The 18251-nt window shown below is 39.4% G+C and carries 16 protein-coding genes and 2 pseudogenes; 14 read left to right on the top strand and 4 right to left on the bottom strand.

Annotated elements, in window-relative coordinates:
• The first annotated feature begins 87 nt into the window (after positions 1 to 87).
• Positions 88 to 1008 (top strand): 2-hydroxyacid dehydrogenase, encoded by a 921-nt coding sequence (locus tag P20480_RS01945; protein WP_008132577.1) that lies wholly within the window; start codon positions 88 to 90, stop codon positions 1006 to 1008.
• A 203-nt stretch (positions 1009 to 1211) separates the two neighbouring features.
• Here the strand turns inward: P20480_RS01945 and smrA are convergent.
• The 3 genes and pseudogenes from smrA to P20480_RS01955 form a co-directional block, all read right to left on the bottom strand.
• Positions 1212 to 1791 (bottom strand): annotated as a pseudogene (smrA, locus tag P20480_RS18775) (DNA endonuclease SmrA).
• A gap of 128 nt (positions 1792 to 1919) precedes the next feature.
• On the bottom strand, positions 1920 to 2165 hold the full coding sequence (locus P20480_RS01950; RefSeq protein ID WP_006792771.1) for a hypothetical protein: 246 nt from the start codon (positions 2163 to 2165) through the stop codon (positions 1920 to 1922).
• A 107-nt stretch (positions 2166 to 2272) separates the two neighbouring features.
• Positions 2273 to 2716, bottom strand: coding sequence for a hypothetical protein (locus tag P20480_RS01955; protein ID WP_006792772.1), 444 nt, complete (start codon positions 2714 to 2716; stop codon positions 2273 to 2275).
• A 113-nt stretch (positions 2717 to 2829) separates the two neighbouring features.
• On the opposite strand from P20480_RS01955, the gene P20480_RS18770 reads away from it, so the two are divergent.
• Positions 2830 to 3213: a response regulator gene (locus tag P20480_RS18770; protein WP_033025859.1), complete on the top strand. Its 384-nt coding sequence runs from the start codon at positions 2830 to 2832 to the stop codon at positions 3211 to 3213.
• A gap of 62 nt (positions 3214 to 3275) precedes the next feature.
• Here P20480_RS18770 and rpsT read toward each other — a convergent pair whose 3' ends face one another.
• The gene (gene rpsT / locus P20480_RS01960; protein WP_006792774.1) at positions 3276 to 3536 is read right to left on the bottom strand and encodes a 30S ribosomal protein S20; all 261 of its coding nucleotides are present in this window, start codon (positions 3534 to 3536) and stop codon (positions 3276 to 3278) included.
• 294 nt (positions 3537 to 3830) lie between these two features.
• Between rpsT and murJ the strand changes: the two genes are divergently transcribed.
• The 12 genes and pseudogenes from murJ to P20480_RS02020 all read left to right on the top strand — a co-directional run bounded on the left by murJ (position 3831) and on the right by P20480_RS02020 (position 18251).
• Positions 3831 to 5369, top strand: a complete 1539-nt coding sequence (gene murJ, locus P20480_RS01965; protein WP_033025869.1) for a murein biosynthesis integral membrane protein MurJ — start codon at positions 3831 to 3833, stop codon at positions 5367 to 5369.
• 83 nt (positions 5370 to 5452) lie between these two features.
• Positions 5453 to 6404 (top strand): annotated as a pseudogene (ribF, locus tag P20480_RS01970) (bifunctional riboflavin kinase/FAD synthetase).
• 5 nt (positions 6405 to 6409) lie between these two features.
• The gene (gene ileS, locus P20480_RS01975) at positions 6410 to 9238 is read left to right on the top strand and encodes an isoleucine--tRNA ligase (protein ID WP_033025856.1); all 2829 of its coding nucleotides are present in this window, start codon (positions 6410 to 6412) and stop codon (positions 9236 to 9238) included.
• Between the two features lie 12 nt (positions 9239 to 9250).
• A complete protein-coding gene (lspA, locus tag P20480_RS01980) occupies positions 9251 to 9751 on the top strand; it encodes a signal peptidase II (protein WP_010555931.1) in 501 nt (166 codons plus the stop codon).
• Positions 9748 to 10188 (top strand): FKBP-type peptidyl-prolyl cis-trans isomerase, encoded by a 441-nt coding sequence (gene fkpB / locus P20480_RS01985; RefSeq protein WP_008132561.1) that lies wholly within the window; start codon positions 9748 to 9750, stop codon positions 10186 to 10188. The genes lspA and fkpB overlap by 4 nt, the downstream gene beginning before the upstream one ends.
• Positions 10188 to 11117 carry a 4-hydroxy-3-methylbut-2-enyl diphosphate reductase gene (gene ispH / locus P20480_RS01990; RefSeq protein WP_008132560.1) on the top strand — a complete coding sequence of 310 codons (930 nt, stop codon included), beginning with the start codon at positions 10188 to 10190 and terminating at the stop codon, positions 11115 to 11117. Before fkpB ends, ispH begins: the two co-directional genes overlap by 1 nt.
• Before the next feature lie 40 nt (positions 11118 to 11157).
• On the top strand, positions 11158 to 12192 hold the full coding sequence (locus P20480_RS01995; RefSeq protein WP_008132558.1) for a sensor histidine kinase: 1035 nt from the start codon (positions 11158 to 11160) through the stop codon (positions 12190 to 12192).
• Positions 12189 to 12896, top strand: coding sequence for a LytR/AlgR family response regulator transcription factor (locus P20480_RS02000; protein ID WP_008132556.1), 708 nt, complete (start codon positions 12189 to 12191; stop codon positions 12894 to 12896). Before P20480_RS01995 ends, P20480_RS02000 begins: the two co-directional genes overlap by 4 nt.
• 106 nt (positions 12897 to 13002) lie before the next feature.
• Complete coding sequence (pilV, locus tag P20480_RS02005; RefSeq protein WP_008132554.1) at positions 13003 to 13563, top strand: type IV pilus modification protein PilV; 561 nt, start codon at positions 13003 to 13005, stop codon at positions 13561 to 13563.
• Between the two features lie 2 nt (positions 13564 to 13565).
• Positions 13566 to 14573, top strand: coding sequence for a PilW family protein (locus P20480_RS02010; RefSeq protein WP_008132552.1), 1008 nt, complete (start codon positions 13566 to 13568; stop codon positions 14571 to 14573).
• A complete protein-coding gene (locus P20480_RS02015) occupies positions 14561 to 15064 on the top strand; it encodes a hypothetical protein (protein ID WP_008132549.1) in 504 nt (167 codons plus the stop codon). The genes P20480_RS02010 and P20480_RS02015 overlap by 13 nt, the downstream gene beginning before the upstream one ends.
• Before the next feature lies 1 nt (position 15065).
• Positions 15066 to 18251 (top strand): pilus assembly protein, encoded by a 3186-nt coding sequence (locus P20480_RS02020; protein ID WP_008132546.1) that lies wholly within the window; start codon positions 15066 to 15068, stop codon positions 18249 to 18251.

Below are 18251 nucleotides of genomic sequence, written 5' to 3'. Positions count from 1 at the left end.
TGCAGTTGTGTGACCTTTTAAAGTGTAAAGGGTGCGAAGTGTTGATTAGTCAGTATGGATTTTATAAAAACTTATTTGGAAGTAACTATGTCGGTATTAGTAGCAATTACAGGTCGAGATAACACAAAGTTAATAGCGCAATTACAAGCCCGATTACCCTCTACAAAAATACAGCAGTGGCCAGATTGCAATAATCTAGAAGCTATTGATTTTGTATTAGCATGGAAAGCACCGCATGATATGTGGGCAAAGTTGCCAAACCTTAAAGCGGTATCGTCATTTGGTGCGGGTGTAGACAGTATTGATTTAAATTTGCTTGGTGATGACGTAGATATAGTGCGTATAGTTGATGAAAAATTGGCACAAGACATGGCCGAATATGTACTTACCCATGTTTTAGCGCAAAAATTACGATTAAAAGAATACTTTATTAAGCAAATGCAGCACCAATGGAAGCCCAAAAGGGCTTATCAACAAAACAATGTAGGTATTTTAGGATTTGGGGAGCTAGGTAAAGCATGTGCGAAACGACTTATTGCTAATAACTTTACTGTAAATGCTTGGGCTCATACACATAAAACCAGTAATACAGTTAATTTATTTTATGGCGAACAAGGGCTTCAAAATATGCTTAGCAACATTGATTATCTAGTCTGCCTGTTGCCATTAACCAATAAAACAAAAGGTATTATCAATAAAAGTACAATTAGTTTGCTTCCTAATCATGCTGTTATTATAAATGTTGCACGAGGAGAGCATGTTATAGAGACTGATTTACTTAAAGCCTTAGAAGAGAATTCGCTTCGGGCTGCAGTCATTGACGTGTTTGAACACGAACCCCTTAGTAAAGAACACCCTTATTGGCAGCATGATAAAATAACCCTTACACCGCATTGTGCTGCATTATCAGATATAAACAGTGTTGCAGCACAAATAGCAGAAAACGTTGAACGCTTGCAGCAAGGTATTACTTTAAATAATCGAATAGATAGAACGAAAGGATATTGATAAATTTAAAGAAACAGCTTGTTAACATATGTAATTTTTATTAATGTTGTATATGTTCTCAACAATAAAAATATAAAGAGGGTGAAATGAAAACAAATCAGGGTGGTGCTAGATTAAGCTTAATTATAATTTCTATAATAATATTAGGCGTATCTGCTTGGTTTAATCAGCCAACTATTTTATAGAATGGCACCACAGCAAGTTTAGCGCTTGCTGTGGATTTCTCTATTTTCGTGTTTTTTATCGGCACTTTTTTTGAGTAAAACATAAGTCGCACCACTCCCTCCATGATGCCTCTGTGCAGTATGATATGCCAAAACCGCCGGTAATTCAGGTAGCCATTTATTTACAAAACTTTTTAGTATTCCTGGTTTAGTTTTATTTTTAATTCCTACACCATGCCTAATAAGCACCACGCGAACATTTTGCTGCTGACAGTCATTAATAAAATTAAAGAGCGTATTGCGTGCAATTTTTAAGTAGCTGGCCATGAAGGTCTAAGGTCGCATCAACTTGATACTTTGCTAAACGTAAGTTTTTAAATACAGGGCCTTGTACTCCGTCTTTTTTAAAGCTTAATATAGCAAATGGTTCAACAAGCTCTACAGACTCTGTGCTTAAGTATTTTTCATCTGTTGATAGAGTATTTTCGGCCGCTTGTCGCTTTTGTTGTTGCGCAAGTGAAGAATGAGGGCTGCTTGATAACGGTTTAATAGTATCACTGCTAATAGGGGTCACATCTTCCATAGAAGATAAAAACAAATCAAAATCAGATAAGGACATACCGAAATCTCAAAATAATGTAGTACGAGGTCAATATTATCTTAGTTCACCTAATTACCCAACCATTTTGATTTATACAATAAAAAAGCCCAGCAATGCTGGGCTATAAAATATTCTAGGGGAAATTGTTAGCTCTGAGTTACATTAAGTTGCCCAAATGTATAAACCTTAAACAGATAAAATGTATTGATCAATACTAAACTCATATTTGAAATAACACTCGACGACATAAGATCTAAGCTAAATGATAAAAATAACAGGCCACATGCACTTATGGCGGCTACGCGCAGTAATGTTATGTGGTTAATAAAGAATGCACCTAAACCTAGTGCAAGTAGTATCGTGTTTAAAAGCCAATCTAGCTCATTTAGCATGGTCGTTTCAATAGTTCAGTTGTTGAAAAAAGGAGCGCCATTATGGTGATCTTTTGCGCACCTTTCAACCAAGTAATTTTACATTTTTCAGATTAGTTTTATTAATGCTAAAAGTAGCTTTTAATCGCTGAAATGAGACCGTCGTCAGCAATAACTTGATACTTTTGGCAGCTCTGAGGATTCTGTAAATCACTACATAAATAGAGAGATTTACGCTTATCGTCAAACTTAGGATGTAAATGCGAGTCAACAAGCGTTGCACCGTATCCAAATACACCAGGCCAATAAATACTTTTGCTAACCATCCCTAATTTTTTATAGGTGAGTAAAGTTGGTTTTGGAAAAGCTATAATGATAACTGCAATAATAGCGAGCGTTATTAACAGCCCTTTTTTAGGTTTAGGGTTTTGGCTATTTAACTCTGTATCAATAGTGTGTTGTTTAGTTTGTGCCTGCCTTTGAGAAGTTGCCCGAGTTTTATTTTTTTGTGTTGTATTTTTTCTTGCCGGTGTTTTACCTAGCAAGGATTGTTTTTTTGGTGTTTTTGACATAAAGCAGATCTGGCCTTTTTTACATAGGTCTTTATAATTCAAATAGTAAATTTATATACTAAGCTAATTATTATAATAACGTAAAGTTAGCTTATAGCCTATGAGGAATGAAGATGGACACGCAGCTATCAATTTTAATAGTGGATGACGTTAGCACGGTGCGTAGTTTTTTGAGCCAAACGCTCATGCATCTAGGGATAGACAATGTAAAGGAAGCATCTACTGCCTCACAGTGTATTAGTGAATGCCAAGCAGCAAAATACAGTATGATTTTTTTGGATATTGAGTTACCGGATGGAGACGGAAAAGAATTAATTGCACAAATCAACGTGATGAGTCCAGAAACTAATGTAATTATGGTGTCTGCGCATTCAGCTGTTGAAAATGTAAAAGATGCCATAGATAAAGGCGCTAAAGGGTTTATCGTAAAACCGTTTACACCTAAAAAAATAGCAGCCATGCTTAAAAAGTTTTATCCAGATTTAGAAATTATGTAGTCCAAAAACTTTTAAGTAAAAAAACCGGCAAAAGTCCGGTTTTTATATTCTAACAAAACAAATTATAGCGCTTTGATCTTAGCTGCTAAACGGCTCTTATGACGAGCTGCTTTGTTTTTGTGGATTAGACCCTTAGTTGCGTAACGGTCTAGGATAGGTGTAGCAACAGAAAAAGCTTGCTGTGCAGCTTCTTTATCGCCAGCTTCAATAGCAACAACTACTTTTTTGAAGTAAGTGCGCATCATTGAGCGACGGCTTGCGTTGTGCTGACGGTTCTTTTCGCTAGTGATAGCGCGTTTTTTTGCAGACTTGATGTTAGCCAAGGTTTGCTCCTAACAATCTTAAAATAAAGCTTAAATTAAAGGCCGTGGAATATGCCTGTTTCTATCATGAATGTCAATTAAATTTAACTATTCAAGAAAAACTGCTCCTTATAACGAACATTAATTTGCCGCTTTAGCAGTTAATGACGCTATTGTAACAAAGCACAGACCCCCAGCCTAGTGCTTTAAAGCGATTTATAAAAAAGACTGTGGCATAATCGCGTATCTTAGGGATTTTTAAGTAGGTTTAAGGTGTCAAAAGGTTTATTTCGCTCCGGTATGATTGTTAGTTGTATGACTATGATCTCGCGTATTTTAGGGCTCGTAAGAGATGCAGTTGTTGCCAATTTACTCGGCGCAAGTGCTGCGGCTGATGTATTTTTATTTGCTAACCGAATTCCTAACTTTTTACGTCGCTTATTTGCAGAAGGCGCTTTCGCACAGGCATTCGTACCCGTTTTAAGTGAAATAAAAGAGCAACAAGGTGATGATAAAGTTAGGCTCTTTGTTGCCCAAGCTGCAGGTACGCTGGGCACTATTTTATTGTTAGTCACTATTTTTGGTGTAGTGGCTTCGCCGGTTATCGCCGCTTTATTTGGTACCGGCTGGTTTATTGATTGGTGGCAAGGCGGCCCCAATGCAGAAAAGTTTGAGCTGGCCAGTTCGTTATTAAAATTTACCTTTCCGTATTTGTTGTTTGTAAGTTTAGTCGCGCTGAGCGGTGCGGTAATGAATGTTTACAACCGTTTTGCCGTTGCGGCATTTACCCCTGTGTTACTCAATATATCAATAATCACCTGTGCAATTTTTTTACATGATAAGTTTAGTGTTGGTGCATATGCCCTCGCTATAGGTGTATTTGTCGGTGGCATTGTTCAGTTGTTATTTCAATTACCTTTTTTATTCCGCGCTAAAATGTTGGCTCGCCCGCGTTGGGCTTGGCATGACGAAAACGTCAAAAAAGTGCGTAAGCTTATGCTGCCTGCATTGTTTGGCGTATCGATAAGCCAAATTAATTTATTACTAGATACTATGATTGCCTCGTTACTGATGACAGGTTCTATAGCATGGCTTTATTACTCAGACAGGCTAATAGAGTTTCCGCTTGGTTTATTTGGGATTGGTATAGCCACTGTCATTTTACCCGCACTCTCTAAATTGCACAGCGGTAAAAAATTGAGCGATTTTCAGCATACGTTAGATTGGGGAGTTCGCTTTGTAATATTTTTAGGTATACCAGCAATGGTTGGCTTAATGATAATAAGCCCACTTATAATTACGGTGTTATTTGATCATGGTGCCTTTAAAGAGGACAGTGTTGATCATGTAAAAGCGGTAAGTTTAGGTGTTGTAGCTTACTCTGTAGGGTTAGTTAGTTTTATGTTGATTAAAGTGCTCGCGCCTGGGTTTTATTCACGTCAAGATACTAAAACGCCCGTACGCATTGGTATTATAACCCTTGTGCTAAATATGGTATTTAATATTATGTTAGCCCCTTTTATAGGTTACTTAGGGTTAGCACTCGCTACATCAATGTCAGCCAGTTGTAATGCATTTTTACTTTATAGGCAGCTGAAAAAAGAAAATGTTTATCAGTTTTCTTCTATGAGTTTGCGTTTCACTATCAAGTGTATTGTTGCAAGTATAGTCATGGGGTGTGTTACATGGTATGTAAGTAGTTACTATTTCTGGGCATCATGGGCTTTCGCACAGCAAGTTATATTATTAATTGCCCTTGTTGTATTAGCAGGAGTTAGCTACTTTGCAATGCTCTTTTTAATGGGTGTAAGACTAAATACGATAAAAAGTGTAGCAATTACTGAATCAAACTAAAAAAAAGATTATAATCGGCAGCCTTGTGGCTTTTCCTTGATATAAGTCGTGATAATACTTGCTGAAAAAAGGCTTTAGGTGGCATGGAGTTAATTAGAGGTATACACAATATTCGCCCACACCATTTTGGGTGTGTGTTAACTATTGGTAATTTTGACGGCGTTCACTTAGGTCATGCGCAAGTACTAAAAGGCTTGTTAGCCGACGCAAAAGCACACAATTTACCCAGTACGGTGTTGTTGTTTGAGCCTCAACCTCAAGAGTTTTTTGCAAAAAAATAATGCCCCAGCAAGGTTAACTCGCTTACGCGACAAGTTACGTTTATTAAGTGATTTAGGCATTGAACGTGTAATTTGTATTAGCTTTAACCAGCGGTTTGCAAATATGCATGCAGAACAGTTTGTAAACGAAATACTAATAAAAAAACTCGGTGTTAAAGCGTTAACGGTGGGTGACGACTTTAGATTTGGCCAACAACGTAAAGGTAATTTTAATTTACTTGTGAATATGGGTAAACAAGCAGGCATGGATGTACAAAGCACTGCGAGTTTTCATCAGTTAAATGCTAGAGTAAGTAGCACGTTAATACGTGAGGCATTGGCATGTGGCAACTTAGCCGATGCAAAAGTGATGCTTGGTCATAATTATGCGATTTCTGGGCGTGTTATACACGGTTGGAAACGAGGCCGTGAACTTGGCTTTAGAACTGCAAATATAGCGCTAAAGCGCCAAGTTTGCCCCGTGAATGGGGTATTTGCTGTGCAAGCGACTATTGCAGGGAAACAGGTTTTTGGGGTTGCTAATATAGGCAATAAACCCACATTTAATGGGACACGTGCACTTCTGGAAGTTCATCTTTTTGACTTTGCACAAGACATTTACGGACAATTTATGCACGTTGAGTTAATACAAAAACTCCGCGATGAGAAAAAATTCGAGACATTAACACAATTAACGGCGCAAATAGCAACAGACGTTGCCGCCGCTAAACAGTGTTTTGGTTTAAATCAGGTAGCCGATAGAGACGGAATGTAGGATAAATGAGCGACTATAAACATACTTTGAACTTACCGGAAACACCGTTTCCAATGCGTGGCAATTTGGCACAACGTGAACCAAAAATGCTAAAAGCATGGTATGAAGACGACCTATACGGTCAAATCCGCAGCGCTAAAAAGGGCAAAAAAACCTTTATTTTGCATGACGGTCCTCCATATGCGAATGGCGACATTCACTTAGGTCACTCAGTAAATAAAATTTTAAAAGACATTATTGTAAAGTCTAAAACGTTATCAGATTTCGACTCACCATATATTCCAGGTTGGGACTGTCACGGTTTACCAATCGAGCTAATGGTTGAGAAAAAAGTAGGTAAGCCTGGCGTTAAAGTAACTGCGAGCGAGTTTCGCGAAAAATGCCGCGCTTATGCTAAAAAGCAAGTTGAAGGTCAAAAAGTAGACTTTAAACGTTTAGGTGTGTTTGCCGATTGGGACAAGCCATACCTAACAATGAATTTTGATTTTGAAGCGAATGCAATTCGTGTACTTGGTCGTATTATTAAAAATGGTCACCTACACAAAGGTGCAAAGCCTGTGCACTGGTGTACTGATTGTGGCTCTGCATTAGCTGAGGCTGAAGTTGAGTATCAAGATAAACAGTCGCCAGCCATTGATGTGCGTTTTATTTTTGCTGACCAGGACGCCGTAGTTAATGCATTTGATATGGCACAAGGGCATAAAGGTAAAGGTAGTGTAGGTACTGTAATATGGACTACAACACCATGGACGCTTCCAGCAAACCGTGCAGTAGCCGTGCATGCTGAGTTAGAATATGCATTAGTACAAGTTGAAGATGAAGGCGCTGAGCAGCGTTTAATTTTAGGTTCAGAGCTTGTAAAAGATGCTATGGATCGTTTTGGTTTTAATCATTACCATGTTTTAGGTTACGTAAAAGGTGCTGCACTTGAAAACTTGCAAGTAGCGCATCCTTTTTATGACTTTAATGTACCGGTAATTGTTGCAGAGCATGTAACTACGGACTCAGGTACTGGCGTGGTGCATACAGCGCCAGGACATGGTCAAGAAGATTTCGTGGCAGGCTTAAACTATAACCTAGAAGTTGCTAACCCAGTTGGCGCTAACGGTGTGTACTTGCCTGATACAGAATTATTTGCAGGCCAGCACGTATTTAAAGCAAACGCGAGCGTAATTGAAGTATTAAAAGAGCGTGGCGCTTTAGTGCATCACCATGCGCTTACTCATAGTTACCCACATTGTTGGCGCCACAAAACGCCTATTATTTTCCGTGCTACGCCACAATGGTTTGTTAGCATGGATCAGGCTAACTTACGTAAAGATTCACTTGCTGAAATTAAAAATACGCAGTGGTTACCAGAGTGGGGTGAAAGCCGTATTGCAAACATGGTCGAAGGTCGCCCAGATTGGTGTATTTCTCGCCAACGTACTTGGGGTGTACCCATTGCTTTATTTGTTGACAAAGACACCGGTGCATTACACCCAAATACCCAAGCGCTTATTGAGCAAGCTGCCGCATTAGTAGAAAAATCAGGTATACAGGCATGGTATGACTTAGAGCCAGAAACACTATTAGGCGAAGAAGACGCTAAACAATACATGAAAGTGCAAGATACACTCGATGTATGGTTTGACTCAGGCGTGTCGCATGCGTGTGTTGTTGATGCTCGTGAAGAATTAGTAGGTCCAGCAGATTTATATCTGGAAGGGTCGGATCAACACCGTGGTTGGTTTATGTCATCGATGATGACATCGGTTGCAATTAATGGTCATGCCCCTTATAAACAAGTGCTTACGCATGGCTTTACCGTTGATGAAAACGGCAGAAAAATGTCTAAGTCATTGGGTAACGTTATTTCTCCGCAAAACGTTATGAATAAGTTGGGTGCTGACATTTTACGTTTATGGGTCGCGTCTACCGACTACACGGCTGAAATGACTGTATCGGATGAAATATTTAAACGCTCTGCAGATCGCTACCGCCGTATTCGTAATACGAGCCGTTACTTATTAGCTAACTTAAATGGTTTTGATCCTAAAACAGATCAGGTTGCTGTTGACGATATGGTTGAGCTTGATAAGTGGATTGTTGGCCGTGCTGCACAGCTTCAGGACGAAATTTTAGCCGCTTACGATAGCTACCAAATGCTATTAGTTACGCAAAAGCTAATGAACTTCTGTACGGGTGAGCTTGGTTCGTTCTACTTAGATGTAATTAAAGACCGTCAGTACACAGCTAAGAGCGACAGCCATGCACGACGTTCTTGTCAAACTGCGCTTTACCACATTGCTGAAGCAATGACGCGTTGGATGGCACCAATTATGAGCTTTACAGCACAAGAAATTTGGGAAGCTTTACCTGGAGAACGTAGCGATTACGTATTTACATCAGTATGGTATGAAGGTTTACAAGCACCAACAAATACCCAGTTTAGTAATGATGACTGGCAAGCAATTTTAAACGTACGTGACGAAGTGAACCGTTTATTAGAAGCGGCACGTAAAGAAGAAGTTATTGGTGCGGCTCTTCAAGCTACAGTTAATTTATTTGCGGGCGAAGAGCTGGCAAACAAATTAACAGCATTGGGTGATGAGTTGCGTTTTGTACTGCTAACGTCAGCTGTTAATGTAGCGCATGTTGATAGCCAGCCTGCAGATACGCAAGAAACAGAAATTGAAGGTTTGTACATTAGTGTTGCAGCAACAGATGCCGCCAAATGTGAACGTTGTTGGCATTACAGCGACGATGTAGGCATTGAGCCTGCTCACCCAGAAATTTGCGGTCGTTGTGTTAGTAATGTTGATGGCGAAGGCGAAAAGCGTCAATTCGCTTAGGGGATGTTTTTAGTGAGCAAACTAGCCCAAAAAAGTGGTTTAGTGTGGTTATGGTTGAGTCTATTGCTTTTAGCAATAGACTTTGCCAGTAAAACACTTGTTGTAAATACTATGGCTTATAGCGAGTCTATTAATTTACTACCTGTTTTTAGTATTACCTATGTGCATAACTATGGTGCTGCTTATAGTTTTTTAAGTGATGCTGGTGGTTGGCAACGTTGGTTTTTAAGCGCAATTGCAATTGCTATAAGTGCCTTATTGGTGTGGTGGCTAAAAAGATTACCCGCAACTAATAAAGTGTTATGTGGTGCTTACTCGTTAGTGCTTGCTGGCGCTATTGGTAATTTATACGACCGTATTGCTTACGGTTATGTAATTGACTTTATTCACGTATTTTATGAAGACTCACATTTTCCAGTATTTAACTTTGCTGACTGTGCTATTTGTGTAGGCGCGGCTTTGTTATTATTTGACGCCTTTACAGGTGAGAGTCCGAAGGAGCATAAAGCATGAGCCAAGCTGTAATTGGTGAAAACTCGCAAGTTATTTTTCATTTTTCTATAAAACTTGAAGATGGCTCTGCCGCTGATTCAACTAAAGTGCACAACAAACCTGCAAAGTTAACAATGGGCGATGGCAGCTTAACGGCAAATTTTGAGAAGTGCCTATTAGGTTTAAGCGCAGGCGAAAGTAAAACCTTTGAATTAGAGCCTGAAGATGCATTTGGTCAGCCAAATCCAGATAACATTTATTATGTTGATCGTAGTAAATTTGGCGCAGAAACACCTGCGAAAGTAGGTGCTATTATTGCGTTTACTCAACCTGATGGTACAGAGCTTCCGGGCTTAGTGCGGGAAGTGCAGGGTGAGTCGGTTACTATTGATTTTAACCATCCGCTATCTGGCCAGCGTTTAACATTTGAAGTTGATATTATTGAGGTAAAAGGCTAATGGATATTTTATTAGCTAATCCACGTGGCTTCTGCGCAGGCGTTGATAGAGCAATTAGCATAGTAGAGCGCGCTTTAGATATTTTTGAAAAGCCAATTTACGTACGTCATGAAGTTGTTCATAACAAATATGTTGTTGACGGCTTAAAAAACCGAGGCGCAGTATTTGTAGAAGAATTACACCAAGTACCAGACGACAGCATTGTTATTTTTAGTGCGCATGGTGTATCTCAAGCGGTACGCTCTGAAGCCAAGCGCAGAGAGTTAAAAGTATTTGATGCGACTTGTCCACTTGTAACTAAAGTACATATGGAAGTAACCCGCGCAAGCCGTAAGGGTATAGAATGTATTTTAATTGGCCATCATGGTCACCCAGAGGTTGAAGGCACCATGGGGCAATACGACAATGATGCTGGCGGTATTTATTTAGTAGAAACCGTAGACGATGTTATTGCGCTTAATGTTAAAGATGCAAAAAACTTATTTTATTGTAGTCAAACAACGCTCTCTGTTGATGACACTGCTGATGTAATAGATGCATTACGAGAAAAATTTCCTGCAATTGACGGCCCGCGTAAAGATGATATTTGTTACGCGACTCAAAATCGCCAAGATGCTGTTCGCGACCTAGCTGATAAGGTTGATGTATTATTAGTTGTTGGTGCGAAAAATAGCTCAAACTCAAATCGCTTGCGCGAACTTGCAGATAAAATGGGTACAACCGCTTACTTAATTGACGATGCTACTGATGTACAGGAGCAGTGGGTTTCAAGCGCTAATTCAGTAGGGGTTACGGCTGGTGCGTCAGCACCTGAAGTGCTTGTTCAGCAGGTAATAAGTCGTTTAAAAGAGTTGGGTGGCACACAAGTTGTAGAAAACCCAGGTGAAGAAGAGAATATCGTATTTGCTGTTCCTGTGGAGCTGCGTTAATCTATATAAATTAATTATTTAGATTACAAGGAGAGCTGTGATGAGCAAAACGCCTCAATCGGATGTATTGCTTTTTTCAGCTCTTTTTAATGAGCGAGGTGTACTTGCTTCGCTTGTTGTTACTCAAGTTATTGCGGTTGTTTTAGCATTTGCTCCGCACGCTCAGGGTGATATATGGCTTAGGCTCGGAATAATTAGCCTATTTTTACATTTAATTGTTTTATCAAGTACTTCCTCGTTATATATAGCTCGGCACTTTTTACAAAAGCGTACACGTGCTCTACAGCTTTCACTTTTTTTGTTTCCTTTTTATTTATTTACCAGCCTATTCAGTGTTTTATTTTCGCGCTTTGCGTTTGATATAAATACAACTGAGCACCTTATTTATTTTGTTATTCAAAATACTATTATTGTTGCATTTTTGGTTGCTTTATTTGTACAGTTTTTGCTTATATATGCTGAAAAAGAGCTACAAACTAAGGCACTTTCCCGTGCTGAGTTAGACGCTTTGCAAGCACGAATTCGTCCACATTTTTTATACAACAGCTTAAATACAGCCGCAGAATTAACGCATCACGATGCCGCGGCTGCAGAGCAAGCTATTTTAGCATTAGCTGCATTGTCACAAGCGGCAATGCGTTCAGGGCAAAGCGTGCAGTTAAACGATGAGGTAACACTGAGTAAGCAATATATTGCCTTAGAAACTTGGCGCTTTGGTGAGCGATTAAAAGTTAATTGGCACATTCCCTCAGATTTACTAGCATTAAATATACCGTGTTTAACACTTCAGCCATTAATTGAAAACGCAGTATGCCACGGTGTTGAAACAAGTGAAGACGGCGCGACTATAAATGTAGAGCTGCATATCACCACCGGCTATATAACAATGATTGTTTCAAACCCAATTATAGCCACAAAGGAGCAGACTAGGCCTAACAATGGAATGGCACTTGATAATATTCGCCAGCGTTTAAATATTTATTATAAAAATAAAGCGCAGCTTACTATTACTAATAGAGATGGCGTATACAGGGTGAAAGTCGTTATTCCTAAATATATTGAGAATAGCGTATGAATGTACTGATTGTTGATGATGAACCATTAGCTAGGACGCGATTAAAGCGGCTTTTAGCAATTGACAAAAGCATAGTGATAAAAGCAGAGGCAGCGAATGGGAGTGAAGCGTTAGAGCTTGCTAAAAAGTATAACCCTGATTTAATTTTTTTAGATGTCGATATGCCAGGAATGAATGGCTTAGAGGTAGCGCATAAGCTAAACAGAATGCCTTTACCACCCGCTATTGTGTTTGTTACGGCTCACCCAGAGCATGCATTAGATGCCCTGCAATTAAGTGCTGCGGGATATCTAGTTAAACCTGTTACCGACCAATCTTTAAGTAAAGTGCTAGATCAGCTAGGGCGTTTAAATAAAGCGCATGTGCAAAAACAGCAATCAGCTAAAATTAGTTACCAGGTGGCAGGGGTTATAAAAAGTGTAGAGCTTGACAGCATTCTTTATTTTATCGCGCAGCAAAAATACACAAACATGGTTTTTGAAGGTGGAGAAGCCTTTATAGAGCAGAGCTTAAAACAGTTAGAGCTACTTTACCCCGCCCAGTTGTTACGAATTCATAGAAATACCTTAGTAAACAAAAGTAAGCTGCTATGTTTGAAAACACAAAATACAGGGGTACATACAATAGAACTTGTTGGTTGCAAAGAGCACTTAGCTGTAAGCCGACGGGAACTAAAAGCAGTTAAAGATATATTAAATGCCTAGCTGTTAACCGTTTATCAACAAATCCTACCGCTTATCCTAGTAAGTATTGAATCTAAATTTTAATGCCATAAACTTACAATCAGACAATTTTTTATTTGGTTTTGGTATGCAATCGTCTCAAACAAAATTTCAAAAAGGCTTCACACTAATTGAAGTACTTATTGCATTTATAATTTTAAGTTTTGGCTTATTAGGGGCCGTGGCTTTGCAAGCTAAAGCTAAGCAGGCAAGTTTTGATTCTATGCAGCGAGCTGCTGCTGTTGCGCTAGGAAACGATATTATTCAACGTATTCGTGCAAATGATACACCGCAATTAGTTGGGCTTTACGCTAAAACATTTAATAGTGAAACCTCTACAACAACGTCTCAAACTTGCTTCACAGCAAGCTGCAGTGCAGCGCAAGTTGCAGCTTTAGATTTAGAACAATGGAAACGCGCGATTAGAGCGCGAGAAAATACAGGCGCCTTAGATGACGCAACTGTGTGTATTAGGCCAACAGCAGTTGGTGGCTCAGGTGGTAAAGCATTTAATTTAGAAGTGATTATTTCATGGCAAGGCAGACAAGAATTTACAGCCAATGATGCAACAGCCGCAATTGAGTGTGGCGAATCAGACAAAAAGCGCCGTTTAGTGGTTTTAACTAGTTACATTTACCTTAGGAGTTAAGCATGAGCATTAGGCAAAAAGGTTTTACCCTTGTAGAAATGATGATCTCGCTTTTTATAGGTGGTTTAGTACTTGGCGGCGTTATGTTCACCTACATTGGCATGAAAGTAACCACAAAAGACACCATGACCATCGGCGAGATCCAAGAGTCTGCGCGCCTTGCTATTAATATTATGCAGCGTGATATAGAACAAATTGGGTTTTGGGGCACATACTACGATGACTCATTTGTCGCAGGTAACACCACAAGGGCTTCAGCAACAACCCCTGCACCAGATTGCTTTGAAGGGGCTAATAATGGGAGTTTTCCTGATTTAGCATCTACCACTAACTTTAGAACCATTTATGCAAAGGTTGCTGAAGAGTCTAAAGAACTAAATTGCGTGAGTAACCCTGTTAAAAGTACAGATATTTTGCAGCTTAAATTTTTACAAGGTAACCGCTTAACAGTAGGAGCTGCAGGAAACGAAACCCAAGCAGGTCAAAACTATTTTATTGCAGAGCAAGAAAAGGCGCAATTTGTTCGCGGCGTAGTCAATGCTGGTGCGCTAAATATTAATGCAACTGTTTGGCCTTATAGCCACCACGTTTATTACATTTCTGAGCAAACGTACAAGGTTAATAATAAAAATATTACTGTTCCTGCACTGATGAGAAAACGCTTGGTGGGGGCTAATATTTCTACAGAGACAATAATGGAAGGCGTAGAAAATATGCGCTTTGTTTTTGGCCTCGACACAAACAGTGACAGCCGCATTGATACCTATAAAAGTATCAGCGATATGGAACATTCAGACTGGGAAGACCGAAAGGGTATTTTAACCGTTCAAGTATTCTTATTAATAAGAGCTTTACAAGAAGACCCGGGCCTTAAATTAAAGAATCAAACATATACCTTGGGCGAAGACGATAATAAGCGTCAGTTAACATTTAATGACAGTTACAGACGCACCGTATTTACTACCACAATTCGATTAAACAACGTTGGATCAAACTTATGGCGTATTTAAAAAGCTCACCTACAAAACAACAAGGTGTTGTGCTTATTACTGCATTAATTATGGTAATAGCCGTCACTGGTATTGCTGTAACACTGATGAGTAGCAGCAGTATTGACGTTAAAATTACAAATGCAGCGCAAGAGCGAGAAGTCGCTGAAAACGAACTTATTGGTGAAGTGCAAAGAATGATTTCTGATGAGGCTAACAAAGGGGCTGCAAACCAGTTTTTTTTAACACCCGATGAAGTCTCACACCATTCTGGAGACAACGGTGAAGGTATGACGATTGCAACGCACGGCGATATGCAAAGTAAAATGATTAACTTAAATCAAGGTGTACTTGATTTAGAATGCCCAAGGCGCTTTAACTTCACAGCGGGTATATCGTGCAACATGGTACAAGTTGCTACTACCGTTGAATATGGATCTAAAGCAAAGCATTCACTCACAATTGTGACAGGTGTAGCACAAGAAATGGCTAGTATGAGTAAGGGAATTTAAGATGAATTTTAAATTAAACAAAGTGCTAGCGGCATTACTTGGCTTAGCAGTCAGTGCAACAGCAAGTGCAGAAGACATTGAGTTATATGTAAACTATAATGTTGAAACAGATGAAAACCCAAGAGTATTAATGATATTTGATACGTCCGGTAGTATGGCTTGGGATGTTACTGATGGTGGGCAGTGCTATCGTCGCTATCAAAATGGGCAATTTTATCAATCAGATTGTTTTAAAAGTCAGACTTATTTTAACTATACGCAGCAGTGTTATAAATCAGTTAACGGGTACGCCCAAGCTATTTGTGAAGATAGCAGACTTTTAGTGGCTAAAAATGCTATTAAACAACTAGTCAATGATAACGATGATATTGATTTTGGTTTAATGCGTTTTAACGGAAACTCTGGAGGTTATGTACTTGCAAGATCTGGCGCTAGTAAATCAAATATATTAAACGAAATCGATGACTTACCAGCTAGCGGTTCAACGCCAATAACAGAGACTCTCTGGGAAGCCTACCGTTATATAACAGGTTCAAGCCTCGATTTTGCAAATGGTATAAACAATCGGGATAAAAGCGCAGATGCAAGCGGGAACTATAAGTCGCCTTTTAAAAAAAATTCAGGCGACCCTTTGAGATGTGACAATTCAATAAATTTAATATTAATGACAGATGGCGACCCTACGAATGATAGTGGCCGTGATAATCAAATAAAAAATGTGCACAATGATATATTTGACGACTCAATCCCTTTTGTTGATGGTGACTATTCAAATAGCTATTTAGTGGCTTTATCTAAAATTATTCATGGTACCAATGACACAAAAGTAGATCTATATACAGACACAAGAGATGTATTAGACACTGGCAGGGTATATACCATTGGTTTTGGTACAGGTATGAGTGAAGACGGTATTAAATTACTAGAGGGAGCGGCTTCTGTTGGTGGCGGCCAGTACTTAGAAGCTCGGACATCTGAGGCGTTATCTGAAGCACTCAAAAATACAATTTCTCGTATTAGAGAGGTAAACGACAGCTTTTCATCGCCTTCTGTGGCAAGTAATAACGTGGATCAAACCCGAAGCCGCGACGCAATATATTTTGCTATGTTTTACCCTGAAACCGGTGCCCGTTGGCGCGGTAACCTAAAAAAGTTAAAAGTATCAGGCAGTCAAATTGTTGACTCAACAGGTAACCAAGCTCTTGATGAAAATGGACTTATTGACGAAAGTGCCAAAACGTTTTGGTTACCTAGCGGTGAAGCTGCTGATGGTAATTTGGTGGCCCAAGGTGGAGTAAATCTTCATTTAACTAATCTTGATTCAGACAGCCGTAACTTATACACAGAGAATCAAGGACAAGTTATTACGTTTAATACAAGTACTGTAACAGACATTCTTGATTTGGTTGACGATAACCCAATTAGTTTATCGAGTAATGATATTAAATGGGCAATGGGTATTGACGTAGACGATGAAGATGGCGATGGATCTCGCGTTGATCAGCGAAATGATATATTTGGCGACCCTTTACATTCTAAGCCCGTAGCTATCGATTATGGTAACGATGATATTAGGGTTTTAATTGGCACTAATGCAGGCTTTTTACATATGTTTAAAGATTCTGATACCAGTGTGAGTGAAAGCTGGGCATTTATTCCTTCAGCCTTATACGACATTATTGAGCCGCTTAGGAATAACCAAGCCGATACAAAAGTTTACGGTATGGATGGACCCATTAGTGTTTATTTTAGTAATAAAAACCTAAACAGCGATGGATTAAATGATGGCATTATTGATGCCAGTGGGGACGACAAAGTGTGGGCGTTTGCAGGTATGCGCCGCGGTGGAGAAAACTATTATGCGCTTGATATTACTAACCCTGATGAGCCTAAAAAACTGTGGGATAACCCAATTGAAGGCGGTAAAGGTCAATTTCAAGAGCTGGGGCAAACATGGTCTAAGCCACAAATAGCTTATATCAAAGCATTTGGTGATAAACCATTACTTGTATTTGGAGCTGGCTACGATACAAATAAAGATGAAGCTATTCGAAGTAATGATAGTATTGGCCGAGGTATATATATTGTTGAGGCTGAAACAGGTAAACGAGTGTGGGCATTAACGCCTAACATTAATGGGTTTAAGGGCAAGCACAGTATTGCTGCAAATATTACCACGTTAGATTCTGACTATGACGGCTACATAGACAGAATATACGCAGCCGATACAGGCGGTGATGTGTGGCGTATAGATATGCCCGGCACAAACACCAATGATTTTAGCCATTTTAAACTGGCAGAACTTGGCAGTAACAAAGCAACAGAAGACAGACGCTTTTTTTACAAGCCACTTGTTGCGCGTACTATTTACAGTAAAGTTTCAGAAACGACGATTAATGGTAAAAAAGTGATTACACGTTTGGATACACCGTATGATGCAATAGTTATAGGCAGTGGTAACCGCTCTAAACCAACTGGTACAAACGAGCAAGACCAACTCTTTATGATAAGAGATGAAAACACAGTTACACAAACGTTTAAAACTAACGCACCAGATACAATTAAACCAGATGATTTAATGCTGATGAATTCAGATCCGTTTGGTAATGCACTTGATGATGTGGACGATTTTGTAGACCTAGAAATAGATTTAGCAAAATTCAATGGCTGGCGTTATGAGTTAGGCACAGGTGAGAAGTCACTTGCCGCTTCAACGGTAGTGGGTGGTGTTGCGTACTTTACTAGCTTTACTCCGGCGTCAGAAACATCAACAGAAAACCAATGTTCGCTTAGTGGCGGGGGAGGCTCATTGTATGCTTTCCACCTGCATTACGGTACAAAAGTGTATGACGACCTAAAATTTTCAACCAGTTACGATGTACCAGATACACCACAACTTTACTTTGGAGAAGGTCCTTCATGTGCGGATGGTAATGGTGATGGTAAGTGCGATGACAACCCAACATTATCTGTAACACAAGAAAGCCAATTTTATCTTATTGGACCGGGTATAAAAGGGGAAAATGCACAAAATCCAATGAAGCCGGTGGAGATCACAGGTCCTGGTTTAAATGTGGTTGATGGTAAAGTACAGCTTGTGAACCCTGATAACGCATTAGGCTTTGGATTTAGAACGCAACAGACGTATATCTATAAGCGTGAAGAAAACGATGAAGTTGGAAACTAA

Source organism: Pseudoalteromonas sp. BSi20480, from assembly GCF_000241365.1.
Lineage (GTDB): Bacteria > Pseudomonadota > Gammaproteobacteria > Enterobacterales > Alteromonadaceae > Pseudoalteromonas > Pseudoalteromonas marina.
Note: the sequence above shows the minus strand (reverse complement) of the source record. Positions and strands in the feature narration are given on the sequence as shown.

Excerpts from the sequence above, each read along its gene's own strand:
- ispH (WP_008132560.1), top strand. The coding sequence starts at position 10,188 with ATGGATATTTTATTAGCTAATCCACGTGGCTTCTGCGCAGGCGTTGAT.
- P20480_RS18770 (WP_033025859.1), top strand. The coding sequence starts at position 2,830 with ATGGACACGCAGCTATCAATTTTAATAGTGGATGACGTTAGCACGGTG.
- pilV (WP_008132554.1), top strand. The coding sequence starts at position 13,003 with ATGCAATCGTCTCAAACAAAATTTCAAAAAGGCTTCACACTAATTGAA.
- P20480_RS02015 (WP_008132549.1), top strand. The coding sequence starts at position 14,561 with ATGGCGTATTTAAAAAGCTCACCTACAAAACAACAAGGTGTTGTGCTT.
- P20480_RS01995 (WP_008132558.1), top strand. The coding sequence starts at position 11,158 with ATGAGCAAAACGCCTCAATCGGATGTATTGCTTTTTTCAGCTCTTTTT.
- P20480_RS02010 (WP_008132552.1), top strand. The coding sequence starts at position 13,566 with ATGAGCATTAGGCAAAAAGGTTTTACCCTTGTAGAAATGATGATCTCG.
- P20480_RS02020 (WP_008132546.1), top strand. The coding sequence starts at position 15,066 with ATGAATTTTAAATTAAACAAAGTGCTAGCGGCATTACTTGGCTTAGCA.
- P20480_RS01955 (WP_006792772.1), bottom strand. The coding sequence starts at position 2,716 with ATGTCAAAAACACCAAAAAAACAATCCTTGCTAGGTAAAACACCGGCA.
- murJ (WP_033025869.1), top strand. The coding sequence starts at position 3,831 with ATGACTATGATCTCGCGTATTTTAGGGCTCGTAAGAGATGCAGTTGTT.
- P20480_RS01950 (WP_006792771.1), bottom strand. The coding sequence starts at position 2,165 with ATGCTAAATGAGCTAGATTGGCTTTTAAACACGATACTACTTGCACTA.
- ileS (WP_033025856.1), top strand. The coding sequence starts at position 6,410 with ATGAGCGACTATAAACATACTTTGAACTTACCGGAAACACCGTTTCCA.
- P20480_RS01945 (WP_008132577.1), top strand. The coding sequence starts at position 88 with ATGTCGGTATTAGTAGCAATTACAGGTCGAGATAACACAAAGTTAATA.
- fkpB (WP_008132561.1), top strand. The coding sequence starts at position 9,748 with ATGAGCCAAGCTGTAATTGGTGAAAACTCGCAAGTTATTTTTCATTTT.
- P20480_RS02000 (WP_008132556.1), top strand. The coding sequence starts at position 12,189 with ATGAATGTACTGATTGTTGATGATGAACCATTAGCTAGGACGCGATTA.